The sequence below is a fragment of the Halorientalis sp. LT38 genome (assembly GCF_037031225.1).
Lineage (GTDB): Archaea > Halobacteriota > Halobacteria > Halobacteriales > Haloarculaceae > Halorientalis > Halorientalis halophila.
On record NZ_JAYEZN010000001.1, the window covers coordinates 678,672 to 690,877 of the forward strand.

The following is a 12,206-nucleotide window of genomic DNA, read 5'->3' on the forward strand; positions in this document are numbered from 1 at the left end:
GCATATCCGTTCCGCCGATCAGCAGTCGGGCGGATGATTTGAACCTGAGGAAGACGGTGGCCTCACTCCGTTCGGCGCTGCGACTTCCAGGGTTCAAATCTACATGACCTACTTCGACGCTCACGGAGGCGAGCACACGCTTCGCGGTGCTCGCCGTGTTGTTCGCGTCGAAAAGTAGCGGGAGGTAGATTTGAACTACCGATCTGCGGGTTATGAGCCCGCCGGAATCTCCTGGCTATCCCATCCCGCTACCTCTTCATATCCCCGACCGTCAATTAAGGGTTGTGATTCAGACGCCGTCCGTCAATTTCTCCCGTGCTCAATCCGCGTGAACCTGCCACGTGAACAGACTCTCGAACACGTAGTTGACCGACATCGCCACCGCGATCGCGATCGGACTCGCCGCCAGGAACCACAGATCCGTCCCGAACACGAGCAACTCGTACGTCAATCGCTGGGTCAGGAGCCAGTAGACCACCAGTTGCACGGTCACGCCGCCCGTCCGGACGAGATGGGACTTGCCGAGTCGTCGGCCGAGCGGCACGAGCCCGTCGGCCCCCTGCTCGGCGAACGTCCAGCGCTCGTTCACGACGAACATCACGAGGATCGCCGTCTCGATCCCCGCGGCCTTCGCCCAGAGCTCCGGGACGCCCAGACCGAGTCGCAGGGCCGCCAGCACCACGTTGTCCGCGATCGCACCGACGACCCCGACGGAGACGAACCGGCCGAACCGCACGCCCGAGAGCAGCGATTCCAGCTGACTCGGGAGTTCGCGGTCGCTCATCGTCTATCGATCAACGCCTCCTCGTCGGTCCGGCGGTCGGCGATCGCGGTGTGCAGTCGGCTGTCTCGGACCTGCTGAACCCGGTGGCGGGCGGTGAACAGCGCCCAGGCCATCCGGAGCGAGGTCCGCACCGGTTCGACCGTCGAGCCGGGCTTGTCCTCCCAGGTGATCGGGACCTCCTCGATCCGGAGGTCGAAGGCGGCGGCCATCGCCACGAGTTCGATGTCCCAGGCGAACCCCGCCTCGTAGATGTGTTCGCGCACCTGCGTCCACCCCTCGCGCGTGATCGCTTTCGCGCCGCACTGGTAATCGAACAGTTTCGCGTCGAGCAACCGCCGGGCGAGCCAGGCGAAGGCGTTGCCCAGCCACCGGCGGGCCGTGGTCTGGTGGTCCGACACCGTCGCCTCGGGGTGGCGGCGACTCCCGACCGAGAGGTCTGCATCGCCGGAGAGCACCGGATCGACCACGGCGGCGGCCGACTCGGGGCCAGTGCTCCCGTCGGCGTCGAGAAAGACCAGCGCGTCGGTCGAGAGGGCCTCGAACCCGGCGGTGACGGCCGCGCCCTTCCCGCGGCGGTAGGGGACCACGCCGATCTCGACCGGCAGGTCCGCGAGCCGTTCGAGGTCACGCTCGTCCGGGTCGTCGAGCTCGATGCGGATCACCGCGGGGTCGAGCCGTTCGGCGATGGCGTCGACGTAGGCGGCCACTCGCTCCACGTCCGGGCGGTAGGCGGGGATGACGACACCCAGGGACCGACTCATCGTCCGAACGGTTCCGCGGGGCGAGTAAAAACGGTTCGTCTCGACTCGGGTCGAAGGAAAAAGGTATAGGGCCGGACGCGTCCCGCCTATATGATGGAGTTTCTGCTCGTCGCCCTGTGGCTGGGGATGTTCCTGGCCCTCCTCCTGGCCGGACTCCCCATCGCCGACGCGCTGTGCGGATCGCTGGCAGACCGCGGGGCCGGCGTCGCCCTCGTCTGCTCGTTCACCGTGCTATGGCTCGTCGCCTTCTGGGTCGGGCGCGTCTCGCTCTCCGTCGCGGCCCCGGCCGGCGTCGTCGTCCTCGCGCTGCTCGTCGGTGGCCTCGTCTACCGCCGCGGCGTGTCGGTCGACCGCCGCGTCGTCGCCGAGACAGTCGGCGTCTTCACGCTCGCCTTCCTGTTTTTCGTCGCCGTCCGGGCGGTCGATCCGGCCGTCCACCCCAGCGGCGGCGAGAAGTTCCTCGACTTCGGCCTCGTCCAGTCGCTGCTGCGCGCCGAGACGCTCCCGCCCGAGGACATGTGGTTCGCCGGCGAGCCGGTGAGCTACTACTACGGCGGCCACCTGCTCACCGCGCTGCTGGCCCGGCTGACGATGACCGAGGCCCGCTTCGCGTACAACCTCGCTCTCTCGGGCTTTTTCGCCGCGTTCGTCACCGCGGCCTACGGGCTCGCCGGCTCCGTCGCGGCCAGTCGGGACAGCCCCCGCTGGGTCGGCGGCCTGCTCGGCGCCTTCTTCGTCGGCTTCGCGAGCAACCTCTCGACGCCCCTTCGACTGGTCGCCGCCGTCCTGCCCGACGGACTCGCCGGCTTCTTCGCCGGGCTGGCCGGCGTCGAGATCGACGGGCTCGCCGCCGGCGTCGGCCAGTTCGACTACTGGGACGCCAGCCGGATCATCGAGGGGACGATCAACGAGTTCCCCCTGTTCGCGTGGCTCAACGGCGACCTGCACGCCCACATGATGAGCCCGCCCTTCCTCCTGCTGGCCGCGGCGATCCTGCTATCGTACTACCTGACGCCGGCCGAAGCGATCCGCCGACGACGGCTACTGGTGTTCGGCGCGCTCCCACCCATCGCCGGACTGGTTGCGGTCGTCAACACCTGGTCGTTCCCCTCCGTCGCCGGGCTGACCGTGTTGACGGTCCTCTTCGCACCTGCCGACGCGCGAACCTTGCTGCCGGCGGGCGTGGCCGCGCGTCTCCGCCCGGACGACTGGCGGCTGGCGGAGGGCGCGACGCTCTCGGCCGCGCTGGTCGCCGGCGTCGCCGTCGTCCTCGGCGGCTTGCTCCTCTCGGCGCCGTTCTGGCTGAGCGCGGCCAGCGGCCGGGAACTCGCGCTGTTTCCGGACCGGAGCGCGCTGGGGCCGCTCGTGCTCGTCCACGGCACCTTCCTGCTCGTGTTCGTCCCGTACCTGCTCCGGCACGCCCTCCCGCGTGCGCGGCGGCGCGGCCGCATCGTCGTCATGTTCCTGCTGGTCGCCGTCCTCGCCGTCCTGAGCGAGGCGGCCGCGGTGGCACTGCTCGCTCCGCTCGTCGGGGTCGGCTGGGTCCTGCTCCGCTGGGACCACCTGCCAGTCGGACCCGGGAGCGAAACGTCGAGTCGAACGGCCGCGACCGAGCGCGAACCGACTGCGGTGGTCGGTCACGACGGGGGCGAGGCGGTGGCGGCGGACTCCGACTCGGACTCCCCGGACCGGTCGCTGTCGGACGGCGGGCTCCCCGGCCTCGGCTTCGAGACGGTGTTGCTGATCGCCGGGGCGGGGCTGGTCCTGCTCGTCGAGTTCGTCTACGTCAACGAGCAGGCGGGGCCGGGGCGGATGAACACGGTGTTCAAGACCTACGCGCAGGTGTGGGCGCTGTGGGCCGTCGCCGCCGGGGCGGCGCTCGCACATCTCCTCTGGCAACACCGTCCCGACCTGTCGCTCAGCGGCGGGCGCTGGAAGCCCGCCTTCCAGGTGTTCGCCGTTCTCCTGCTGGCCTCCACGTCGGTCTACGGCGTGCTGGCCCTCACGAGCCACGCCACCAGCGACTCGGCCGTGGCACGAACCGAGAATCCGACGCTCGACGCCACCGCGTTCGTCGAGACGACCCACGCCGACGAGGCCCCGGCGATCCGGTGGATCGGGGACCTCGAAGGCAGACAGACCATCGTCACGGTCCCTGGCAACTACGTCTGGGACCGCGGGCGCAACGGGGGGTCTAGCGCTCCCTCCAGTCTCACCGGGGTCCCGACGGTACTGGGGTGGCACCACGAGGTCGGCTACCGCGGCCAGGAGGCCTACGACCGGCGGGCCGAGGACGTGCGCGACATCTACAGCGGTGACCAGGAGACGAGCGCGGCGCTGCTCGCGAAGTACGACGTGTCGTACGTCTACGTCGGGCCTGCCGAGCGGGCAACGTACAATCGGATCCGGATCGACGAGATCGAGGGCGTGACGGTCGCGAAGGAGTGGGACGCGGTGACGATCTACGAGGTCGACCAGTCGAGGCTGGGCGCCTGATCAGGTCGCGGACTCGACGACGGTGACGGCCTCGGCTTCGGCCGACATGGTCTCGAGGTGGTTCGGGATGTATCGCCGGTACTGGTAGTCCTCGCGCTCGTCCTCGGAGCCGACCGTACACCACAGCTGGACGCGGTCGGGGCCGTGCCAGTCGCCCTGCCGGGCGACGGCGAAGCAGACGTACTCCTCGCCGTCGTACTCGACGACGGCGTCCTTCCGGATGCCGGGGTCCCCGTTGATGATGAGCTGTTTCATGCCCGCGGGTTCGCCCGAATCGCTGTTAAGCGCTTCGATGCGGCCAGGGGCGGGCGAACCGCGTGCGAACGCGGTCGCCGTGTCGCGCGCGACCGATGCCGGATCGGGTCCCCCAACCCGCATACTGAAACCAAACGGGTTTTAACGGCGACTGTCTAACCACGAGCCAAGGTAGATATCTATGCAGATGCCACGCCGCTTTAACACGTACTGTCCGCACTGCAACGAACACCAGGAAGTCGAGGTCGAGAAGGTCCGGACGGGCCGCGAGACGGGCATGAAGTGGATCGACCGACAGCGAAAGCGCAACTCCGGGACCGGGAACGACGGGAAGTTCTCCAAGGTGCCCGGTGGGGACAAGCCCACCAAGAAGACGGACCTCAAGTACCGCTGCTCGGAGTGTGGCAAGGCCCACCTCCGCGAGGGATGGCGCGCCGGTCGACTGGAGTTCCAGGAATAACAATGGCAGGAAACTTCTACAGCGTCGCGTGTCCGGACTGTGAGAACGAACAGATCGTCTTCGGCAAGGCCGCGACGGAGGTCGCCTGCGCGGTGTGTGGCCACCGACTGGCCCGCCCGACCGGCGGCGAGGCGGCCATCGAAGGCGAGATCACCGAGACCGTCGAGGCGCGATAGATGAAATACAGTGGCTGGCCCGACCCCGGCGAACTCGTCGTCGGGCGGATCGACGAGATCGAGGACTTCGGCGTGTTCGCGGACCTGCTGGAGTACGAGGACAAGCGCGGGCTCTGTCACATCTCCGAGGTCGCCTCCGGCTGGATCAAGAACGTCCGCGACCACGTCAACGAGGGACAGACGGTCGTCGCCAAGGTCCTCGAAGTGGACGAAGAGGCCCAGCAGATCGACCTCTCGATCAAGGACGTCAACGACCACCAACGCAAGGACAAGATCCAGGAGTGGAAAAACGAGCAGAAGGCAGACAACTGGATGGAACTGGCCTTCGGCGAGGACCTGGAAGACGAGACCTACGCGGCCATCGCCAACGAGTTCCTCGCCGAGTTCGGCTCGATGTACGACGGCTTCGAGCAGGCCGCCATCCACGGCGAGGAGGCCCTCGAACCGACGGACCTCTCCGAGGACGAGATCGAGGCGATCGTCGAGACCGCCCGCGATAACGTCTCGGTGCCGTACGTCACCGTCACGGGCTACGTCGACCTGACCTGCCCCGACGGCGAGGGCGTCGACGTGATCAAGGAGGCCCTGCAGGCCGCCGAGGGCAACGGCGAGGTCCCCGAGGAGGTCGAACTCGAGGTCACCTACGTCGGCTCCCCGGAGTACCGCATCCGGGTCCGCGCGCCCGACTACAAGACCGCCGAGTCACACCTCGAAGAGAGCGCGGACCGCGCCAGCGCGGTCGTCGCGGACCACGGCGGCGACGGGCGCTACCACCGCGAGCGCAACACCGACGAGGAGTGACTCGTCGACGCGGCCGTTTTTCAGCGCCATGAAATCCGACATTCGCGTCTGTGCCGCGTGGGAGACCGCTCACGACCGGCCGGTCTACACGCTTGGCGAGAGCTGCCCCGAGTGCGGCGGCGAGGCGGTAAACAGCGCCCCGGCACCCTTCGATCCGACGGACCGCTACGGGGAATATCGACGCGCTATTAAGCGACGCAACCGGCAGTAAGGGGTATGGACGAGTTCGATATCGAGACGCTCGCGGACCCCGAGCTCACGGATCCCGTGCTCGTCGAGGGCCTGCCGGGCGTCGGGCACGTGGGGAAACTCGCCGCCGAGCACCTCGTCGAGGAGCTGGACGGCGAGGAAGTGCGACGAATCTACTCACAGCACTTCCCGCCGCAGGTCAGCATCGACGAGGGGGAGACGGAACTGGCCAGCGCCGCCTTCCACGCCGTCCACACGGAGCAGGGGCAGGACCTGCTCGTGCTGACCGGCGACCACCAGGCCCAGGACAACCAGGGCCACTACCGGCTGACCGACCGGATCCTCGACGTGGCCGACGAGTTCGGCGTCGAGCGCGTCTTCGCGCTCGGGGGCGTCCCGACGGGCGAACTCATCGAGGAGTACGACGTCCTCGGGGCGGCGACGGACGCGGCCTTCGTCGAGGACCTCGAGGCCGCCGACGTCCAGTTCCGCGAGGACGAACCCGCCGGCGGCATCGTCGGCGTCTCCGGCCTCCTTTTGGGACTGGGCGAGCGCCGGGACTTCGAGGCGGCCTGTCTCATGGGCGAGACCAGCGGCTACCTCGTCGACCCCAAGAGCGCCCAGGCCGTCCTCACGGTGCTCGAGGAACTGATCGGCTTCGAGGTCGACTTCGGGTCGCTCGAAGATCGGGCCGAGGAGATGGAGGAGGTCGTCCGCAAGATCCAGGAGATGGAGAGCAGCGCGACGGCCGGCCCGGACGAGGATCTGCGATACATCGGCTGAGCGGAGTCGAGGGCGCCGGTCCCCGGCTGGAACCCGTCCGAGAAATTCTTTGTCCGTCGTCCCGTACGTGTTCGCGTGTACCTTGAGGCGTTCGAGGGGTTGCCGCGCTGGCTGGTCGACGGAGCGCTGCTCGGGTTGGTCTGTAGCGTGCTGATCGCCGGGCTGTTCTACGTCGGCGTGCGGCGCTTTCCCGGCCGCGGTCCGTCCGAAAGCGACACGGCCAGTGGCGAGGCCCAGCGCCGCGAGGAGATCCGCCGGTACCTCGACGCCATCGGGGAGCAGTACGCCGAGGGCCACTTCGTCGAGGGCCAGCACGTCGCCTTCTACCTGCCCAAACGCGACGTGGCGATCACGTTCGACGCCCGGGCGTACTACCGCATCGAGCGCTCAGAGACGACGCCGGTGCTGGTCGAACACGAGTTGCCGGGCGTCGCGCTCGGCCCGCGGCTCCCCTTCGAGACGCCGGAGATCCAGTTCGGCGACGACGCGGCCGAGATGGATCCTCGCGAGGCCGCCCACGCCGTCCTCGGGTTGCCGGTCGGCGCTGGCGTCGCGGACATCAAACGCGCCTACCGGGAGAAGGCGAAGGAGGTCCACCCGGACCACGGCGGGGACCGGGACGAGTTCAAGCGCGTCCGCGAGGCCTACGCGACGGCCAAGCGCCACGCCGGCTAGCGGCAGGCATTTACCGGCCAGGGTCGGACTGCGAGTGTGGACGTGACCTTCCGGGACCGGGCGGTCGTCGTCGGCGACGCGCTGATCTGTGCCGACCTCCACGTCGGCAAAGCCGAGGCGGCGAACGTCTCGCTCCCGCTCGGCGAACGCGACCACCTCGTCGATCGGGTGAGCGCCCTCTGTGAGCGATACGACCCCGAGACCGTCGTCTTCGCCGGCGACCTCCTGCACTCGTTCGACCGCGTCGCCACGGCCGCGGAGGAGACAGTCACCGCGCTCGAACGGACGGTCACCGACGCCGGCGCGCGGCCGATCGTCACGCCCGGCAACCACGACGCCATGCTCGACGCCGTCTGGAGCGGGCCGACCGAACACGAGTTCGCGATCGAGACCCCGGCGGGCACCGCCGTCGTCTGCCACGGCGACCACGAACCCGCCGCCGACGCGGACTGCTACGTCGTCGGCCACGACCATCCGACTATTACCGTCGAAGGCAAGAAGTGGCACTGTTACCTCTACGCTCGCGAGGCCTACGACGGCGCGGACGTGCTCGTCCTTCCCGCCTTTAGCCACCTGATCGAGGGCGTCTCGATCAACCGTCGCTACGGCGGCACCGCCGAGACGCACTCGCCGCTGATCCGTGACCTGGATAGCTTCCGGCCCGTCGTCTGGGACGACGATGCTGCCGCCGTCCGGGAGTTCCCGCCGCTCGGCGAGTTCCGGGAGTTACTCTAGGGTTTCGGCGGCGATCCGTCCGCTCTCCAGCGCCCCCTGGATCGAGGACCAGCGGGTGTAATCGCCCGCGAGGACGACCGGACCGTCGGGCGCGTCCGGATCGGGGAGGTCGGCGCGAAACCCCGGCGGTTGGGCGAACTGGGCGACGTCGATCCGATCTGTACTGATGAGTTCCAGTTCGTCGAAGCGCCGGGCCGGATACCACTGACCGAGGACTTCACGGGCGCGGTCGCGGAGTTCCTCGTCGGTCGCCTCCGGCTCTCCGAGCCAGGTCGCGCTCAGTAGCGTCCGGTCGTCGGGGGCGTACGCCGGCGCGACGGCCGAGAGGGGTGCGATCTGGTTCGGTTCGGCGTCGCGAGCGTTCAGGACGATCTTCGTCCCCGTCGCCAGATCGACCCGGCGCGGCAGCGCGTAGTACTGGGTGACACAGCCCCTGGTGTCGGTCGGAACCGTGACGTCGGTCAGATCGGCCGCCGTCTGCGGATCGGTGGCGACGACCGCGCCGTCGGCGTGGACTGTCTCGCCCTCGTCGGTCTCGACGGCGACGCCGTCGTTGCTGGCGTCGATGGCCGCGACGGAGCGTCCGAGTTCGATCTCGACCCCGGCGTCGCGCGCACCGTCGGCGAGTTGCCCGGTGATCGCCCCCATCCCATCGGCGGGGACCGCGGTCTTCCCGTTGACGAGCATCGCGAAGGTGTAGCGGAACACGCCCGCGTCGCTCGAAAGCGACCGGTCGAGCGTGATCCCGCCGTAGAACGGCGCGGCGAAGTTGTCGACGAACTTCCGGGAGAACCCCCGCTCGTCGAGGTACTCGGCGATGGTCTGCGTCTCCGCGGGGTCGAACAGCGTCTCGGGATCGGCACCCTTCAGTTCGCGCCGGAGTCCGAACAGCCGCAGTTTGTCGCCGGTCGTGACGTCCGTGTTGAACAGCGTATCGGCGAGGTCGCCCGGACTGGAAAGGGGGTCCGCGAGCACCGACCGTCGGCCCGGGCGGGCGATCGTCGCGCCGGCGGAGAAGTACCGTAGGTCGAGCGCGTCGTAGTCCAGTTCTCGCCGGGCGGCCGGGTAGGCAGTGAACAGGACCTGGAATCCGCGGTCGAGGACGAAGCCGTCCTCGCGGGTCGAGCGGACGCGCCCGCCCACCGCGTCGCGCGCTTCGAGCACCGTCACGTCCGTCCCGTCTTCGGCGAGGTGTCGGGCCGCGACCAGTCCGGCCAGTCCGCCGCCGACCACCACGACGTCAGTCATGCCCGGGACGAGGGGCTGAGTCGACAAAAACCCCGGGCGGCGCGGTTTGGTCTCGGCGACCACGAGGCAGCGGCTGCACGTTCGGCCGCCGGCACGGACGACCGACGGTGAGCGAGCGAACGGACAGGGATTAGTCCGTCGCGGTCCCACAACCGGGCATGACACGCAATCCGGCCGTTCGGGACCTCACCTGTCGGGACTGCGGCGACTCGTTCGACCCGGCCGATGCGACCGGGCCCTGCCCCGCCTGCGGCGGTCATCTGGCCGTGACCTACGATCTGGACGCGGTCGACGTCTCGACCGAGGCCTTCGCGGACCGGCGCTACGAGGGAATCGCCCGCTACGCCGACCTCCTGCCCTTCGCCGCCGAGACGCTGGTGACGATGCGCGAGGGGACGACGCCGCTGGTCCCCTGTCCGGACCTGGCCGACGAGTGGGGCGTCGGCGAGGTGTACGTCAAAGACGAGGGGCGCAATCCGACCGGCAGCGTCGCCGACCGCGGGATGGCGCTGGGGGTCACGGCTGCCGCGGAAGCCGGCGCCGAGGACGTGGCGCTGCCGACGACCGGCATCGAGGGACAGGCGGCGGCCGCCTACGCCGCCCGGGCGGGCCTGGACTCGCACTCCTTCGTCCCCTCCCGGGCGACGTTCGACGCCAAGGCCATGATCAACGTCCACGGCGGGGACATGTCCGTGGTTGGCGGGCGCTACGAGGACGCCGTCGAGGCCTTCGCGGAGACGGTGGCCGAGGAGGGCTGGCACTCGCTGGCCGCCTTCGAGACGCCCTACCGCCGCGAGGGCCACCGAACGCTGGCGTACGAACTCGCCGAGCAGCTGGACTGGGCGGCGCCGGACGCCGTGATTTACCCGACCGGCGAGGGCGTGGGACTCGCCGGGACGGCGGCGGGCGCGCGCGACCTGGCCGAACTCGGGTTCGTCGACGAGGTGCCCGAATGCTACGCCGCCCAGGCTGCCGGCTGTGCACCGATCGTCGAGGCGTTCGAGGCCGGGGCAACGGAGACGGAGCCGTGGGAGACCCCGGACACCATCTGCGGCGGGATCGAGATCCCCGATCCGGCGGGCGGGGCCGAAGTGCTCGATGCGGTCGGCGAGTCCGGCGGCGGGGCCGTCGCGACGGTGGACCGCGACGTGCTGGAAGCGGCCGTCGACGTGGCACAGTCCGCAGGCGTAGAACTCGGCGCGACGGCCGGCGTGGCGGCCAGCGGCGCTCGGGAACTGGTCGAGCGTGGCGAGCTGGGCGCAGACGATACCGTCGTGCTCGTCAACACGCTCACCGGGAACGCGGAGGCGGACGTGCTCCGGAGCCACCTCATGAGCAAAGGGATCTGAACCGATGGCGGTCGCGAGCCCAGTTGCGACGCTCGGCGCCGGCGTCGTCTTCGGCCTGGCGCTGGCGGCCCCGCCGGGGCCGATGAACGCCGTCATCGCCGAGGAGAGCGTCCTCCGCGGCTGGCTGGCCGGGTTCACCGCCGGCCTCGGCGCGATGCTCGCCGACGCCTGCTTCTTCGTGCTGGCGCTGGTCGGCGTCGTCACGGTCGTCCGGGAGGCACCGACGCTCCGGGCGGTCATGGTCCTGGCCGGCGGCGCGCTGATGCTGTACTTCGCCGTCGGCGCGGCCGCGAGCACGCGCGAGGCGCTGGCCGGTGACGCCGCGACCGACGACGTCGTGACTGGCCGCGGGTTCCGCAAAGCGTTCGTCCTCGCGCTGACCAATCCCTACCAGATCGCGTTCTGGCTGACCGTCGGCGTCGGGTTGCTCGACCCGGGAACCGTCGACGTGCTGGCGAAGACGCCGTATCTGGAGGGCGCGCTCGCGGGCGTGCTCGTCGTCGAGACGGGGAGCGCGCTGCTGCTTGCGGGGCTGTTCGGGGGCATCGCCTGCTGGATCGTCGGGTTTCCGGCGGCGCTGGTGGCGGCCGGGCGACGGGTCGACAGACTCACGCCGCTGGTCGCGGGGGCGAGCGCCGTCGTCCTCGCGGGCACCGGAGTGCTCTTCGTGGCCGACGGGCTCCGGGGCCTCTTCTAGTCGTCGAGGTCGTCGTCGAGTTCCTTCTCCATGCCCGGGCTCAACTCCGCGTCGGAGTCGCCCATCATGGCCACCTCGGACTCGAGCCACTCCTTGAACCACACGACGCGCTTGAGTCGCTGGTGGACGAGGCTCTCGGCGGTGTCGCTCTCGACCCGGTCGGCGGCGTCCCGGCCGCGTTCGAGCACCCGCCCGACCATCTCCGCGCTGTCCATGTGCGTGCGCGACTCGTAGCCCATCCGCAACAGCATCAGCGCGGTTCCGTTCGCACCTACCTTGTCCAGCAGGTCGGCCTCGATGAGACACTGCGTCTCGAGCGGCAGGTCCGAGAGCGGCCCCTGGTAGGAGTGGTCGCGGACGGCTGCGCAGACCTCGTCCACGAACGACTGCGGGTAGTCACAGTGGGCCGTCAGGTACTCGCGGGCGATGCGAGCGCCCTCCTCGGCGTGGACGTCCTGTTCGGCCTCCAGTTTCGCGATGTCGTGAAAGAGGGCGGCGACGCGCGTGACGTCGACGTTCGCGCCCTCTTCTCTGGCGATGTCGGCGGCCAGTTCGACCACGTTCATGATGTGGTTGAACCGGTAGGCCGCTGAGTGCCAGGGGTACCAGCGCATCCGGCCGCCCTCCTCTTCGCTCACGACGCTCGCTTCGAGGTAGTCGTGCACGAAGACCTGCATCTCCTCGAATTCAGCCTCGGAGACGGGCGACTCGCGTATTTCAACGCCCACGGGCCCACCTCCGGACGTGACGTTCGGTGTTCATCTTACGGATATAAAAGCGTGTGCGGGTCTTTAGCG

At 69.4% G+C, this 12,206-nt stretch carries 15 protein-coding genes and 1 tRNA gene; 10 read left to right on the plus strand and 6 right to left on the minus strand.

The window, feature by feature from the left end; all coding sequences use genetic code 11:
• Positions 1-175: 175 nt before the first annotated feature.
• From U5918_RS03625 to U5918_RS03635, 3 genes are all read right to left on the minus strand, one after another.
• Positions 176-250: transfer RNA gene (locus tag U5918_RS03625), tRNA-Met, on the minus strand.
• 69 nt (positions 251-319) lie between these two features.
• The gene (locus U5918_RS03630) at positions 320-784 is read right to left on the minus strand and encodes a GtrA family protein (RefSeq protein WP_335999515.1); all 465 of its coding nucleotides are present in this window, start codon (positions 782-784) and stop codon (positions 320-322) included.
• The gene (locus U5918_RS03635; RefSeq protein ID WP_335999518.1) at positions 781-1,545 is read right to left on the minus strand and encodes a glycosyltransferase; all 765 of its coding nucleotides are present in this window, start codon (positions 1,543-1,545) and stop codon (positions 781-783) included. The genes U5918_RS03630 and U5918_RS03635 overlap by 4 nt, the downstream gene beginning before the upstream one ends.
• A gap of 93 nt (positions 1,546-1,638) precedes the next feature.
• On the opposite strand from U5918_RS03635, the gene U5918_RS03640 reads away from it, so the two are divergent.
• On the plus strand, positions 1,639-4,041 hold the full coding sequence (locus U5918_RS03640) for a DUF2298 domain-containing protein (protein WP_335999520.1): 2,403 nt from the start codon (positions 1,639-1,641) through the stop codon (positions 4,039-4,041).
• Here the strand turns inward: U5918_RS03640 and U5918_RS03645 are convergent, their stop codons facing one another.
• Positions 4,042-4,296, minus strand: coding sequence for an HAH_0734 family protein (locus U5918_RS03645; protein ID WP_335999522.1), 255 nt, complete (start codon positions 4,294-4,296; stop codon positions 4,042-4,044). It abuts the gene before it with no gap.
• A 181-nt stretch (positions 4,297-4,477) separates the two neighbouring features.
• Between U5918_RS03645 and U5918_RS03650 the strand changes: the two genes are divergently transcribed.
• The 7 genes from U5918_RS03650 to U5918_RS03680 all read left to right on the plus strand — a co-directional run bounded on the left by U5918_RS03650 (position 4,478) and on the right by U5918_RS03680 (position 8,115).
• The gene (locus U5918_RS03650; RefSeq protein WP_335999523.1) at positions 4,478-4,756 is read left to right on the plus strand and encodes a 50S ribosomal protein L44e; all 279 of its coding nucleotides are present in this window, start codon (positions 4,478-4,480) and stop codon (positions 4,754-4,756) included.
• Between the two features lie 2 nt (positions 4,757-4,758).
• Positions 4,759-4,932 carry a 30S ribosomal protein S27e gene (locus U5918_RS03655; protein ID WP_335999524.1) on the plus strand — a complete coding sequence of 58 codons (174 nt, stop codon included), beginning with the start codon at positions 4,759-4,761 and terminating at the stop codon, positions 4,930-4,932.
• Complete coding sequence (locus U5918_RS03660) at positions 4,933-5,733, plus strand: translation initiation factor IF-2 subunit alpha (protein ID WP_335999526.1); 801 nt, start codon at positions 4,933-4,935, stop codon at positions 5,731-5,733. It begins immediately after the preceding gene.
• A 28-nt stretch (positions 5,734-5,761) separates the two neighbouring features.
• A complete protein-coding gene (locus tag U5918_RS03665; RefSeq protein ID WP_335999528.1) occupies positions 5,762-5,944 on the plus strand; it encodes an RNA-protein complex protein Nop10 in 183 nt (60 codons plus the stop codon).
• 5 nt (positions 5,945-5,949) lie between these two features.
• A complete protein-coding gene (locus tag U5918_RS03670) occupies positions 5,950-6,705 on the plus strand; it encodes a proteasome assembly chaperone family protein (RefSeq protein WP_335999530.1) in 756 nt (251 codons plus the stop codon).
• A gap of 75 nt (positions 6,706-6,780) precedes the next feature.
• Entirely contained in the window at positions 6,781-7,380 is a 600-nt protein-coding gene (locus U5918_RS03675; protein ID WP_335999532.1) for a J domain-containing protein, read from the plus strand.
• 36 nt (positions 7,381-7,416) lie between these two features.
• The gene (locus U5918_RS03680) at positions 7,417-8,115 is read left to right on the plus strand and encodes a metallophosphoesterase (protein WP_335999534.1); all 699 of its coding nucleotides are present in this window, start codon (positions 7,417-7,419) and stop codon (positions 8,113-8,115) included.
• Here the strand turns inward: U5918_RS03680 and U5918_RS03685 are convergent.
• On the minus strand, positions 8,107-9,363 hold the full coding sequence (locus U5918_RS03685; RefSeq protein WP_335999536.1) for an NAD(P)/FAD-dependent oxidoreductase: 1,257 nt from the start codon (positions 9,361-9,363) through the stop codon (positions 8,107-8,109). The genes U5918_RS03680 and U5918_RS03685 overlap by 9 nt on opposite strands.
• A gap of 158 nt (positions 9,364-9,521) precedes the next feature.
• Between U5918_RS03685 and U5918_RS03690 the strand changes: the two genes are divergently transcribed.
• Both U5918_RS03690 and U5918_RS03695 read left to right on the plus strand, forming a co-directional pair.
• Positions 9,522-10,712 (plus strand): threonine synthase, encoded by a 1,191-nt coding sequence (locus U5918_RS03690; RefSeq protein ID WP_335999537.1) that lies wholly within the window; start codon positions 9,522-9,524, stop codon positions 10,710-10,712.
• Positions 10,713-10,716: 4 nt separating this feature from the next.
• Positions 10,717-11,409, plus strand: a complete 693-nt coding sequence (locus U5918_RS03695) for a LysE family transporter (RefSeq protein WP_335999539.1) — start codon at positions 10,717-10,719, stop codon at positions 11,407-11,409.
• Here the strand turns inward: U5918_RS03695 and U5918_RS03700 are convergent.
• Positions 11,406-12,137, minus strand: coding sequence for an HD domain-containing protein (locus U5918_RS03700; RefSeq protein ID WP_335999541.1), 732 nt, complete (start codon positions 12,135-12,137; stop codon positions 11,406-11,408). The genes U5918_RS03695 and U5918_RS03700 overlap by 4 nt on opposite strands.
• Between the last annotated feature and the right edge of the window lie 69 nt (positions 12,138-12,206).

Bases quoted from the DNA above. Each gene is read 5' to 3' on its own strand.
- U5918_RS03655 (WP_335999524.1), top strand. From the start codon at position 4,759: ATGGCAGGAAACTTCTACAGCGTCGCGTGTCCGGACTGTGAGAACGAA.
- U5918_RS03665 (WP_335999528.1), top strand. From the start codon at position 5,762: ATGAAATCCGACATTCGCGTCTGTGCCGCGTGGGAGACCGCTCACGAC.
- U5918_RS03670 (WP_335999530.1), top strand. From the start codon at position 5,950: ATGGACGAGTTCGATATCGAGACGCTCGCGGACCCCGAGCTCACGGAT.
- U5918_RS03685 (WP_335999536.1), bottom strand. From the start codon at position 9,363: ATGACTGACGTCGTGGTGGTCGGCGGCGGACTGGCCGGACTGGTCGCG.
- U5918_RS03635 (WP_335999518.1), bottom strand. From the start codon at position 1,545: ATGAGTCGGTCCCTGGGTGTCGTCATCCCCGCCTACCGCCCGGACGTG.
- U5918_RS03690 (WP_335999537.1), top strand. From the start codon at position 9,522: ATGACACGCAATCCGGCCGTTCGGGACCTCACCTGTCGGGACTGCGGC.
- U5918_RS03695 (WP_335999539.1), top strand. From the start codon at position 10,717: ATGGCGGTCGCGAGCCCAGTTGCGACGCTCGGCGCCGGCGTCGTCTTC.
- U5918_RS03650 (WP_335999523.1), top strand. From the start codon at position 4,478: ATGCAGATGCCACGCCGCTTTAACACGTACTGTCCGCACTGCAACGAA.
- U5918_RS03660 (WP_335999526.1), top strand. From the start codon at position 4,933: ATGAAATACAGTGGCTGGCCCGACCCCGGCGAACTCGTCGTCGGGCGG.
- U5918_RS03640 (WP_335999520.1), top strand. From the start codon at position 1,639: ATGGAGTTTCTGCTCGTCGCCCTGTGGCTGGGGATGTTCCTGGCCCTC.
- U5918_RS03630 (WP_335999515.1), bottom strand. From the start codon at position 784: ATGAGCGACCGCGAACTCCCGAGTCAGCTGGAATCGCTGCTCTCGGGC.
- U5918_RS03645 (WP_335999522.1), bottom strand. From the start codon at position 4,296: ATGAAACAGCTCATCATCAACGGGGACCCCGGCATCCGGAAGGACGCC.